Annotated in this window: 1 protein-coding gene; it reads left to right on the top strand. The window is 67.7% G+C overall.

The window, feature by feature from the left end; genetic code table 11:
- Positions 1 to 282: PAS domain-containing protein (locus tag SM755_RS23465; RefSeq protein ID WP_323174811.1), on the top strand; the 282-nt coding region annotated here is incomplete at both ends.

Genomic DNA, 282 nt, shown 5'->3' with positions numbered 1-282 from the left:
AGCTGTTCGAGTCCCTCCCCGACCCCGTCGTCGAGAACCGGTTCGTCGACGGGGAACCGCTCGTCGAACGCGTCAACCCGGCGTTCGAAGACGTCTTCGGGTACGACGAGCGCGAACTCGCCGGCGAATGCATCAACGACTTCATCGTCCCCGAGGACCGCAGCGAGGAAGCCGGGCGGCTCGACGCCAGCACCCTCGACGTCGAACCCGGGGACGCGACCGTCGTCTCCAGCGAGATCGTCCGCCAGACGAGTCAGGGGACGCGGCACTTCCTCTTCCGGG

Source organism: Natrialba sp. PRR66 (assembly GCF_034808065.1).
In the GTDB taxonomy this organism is placed as follows: Archaea; Halobacteriota; Halobacteria; order Halobacteriales; family Natrialbaceae; genus Natrialba; species Natrialba aegyptia.
Note: the sequence above shows the minus strand (reverse complement) of the source record. Positions and strands in the feature narration are given on the sequence as shown.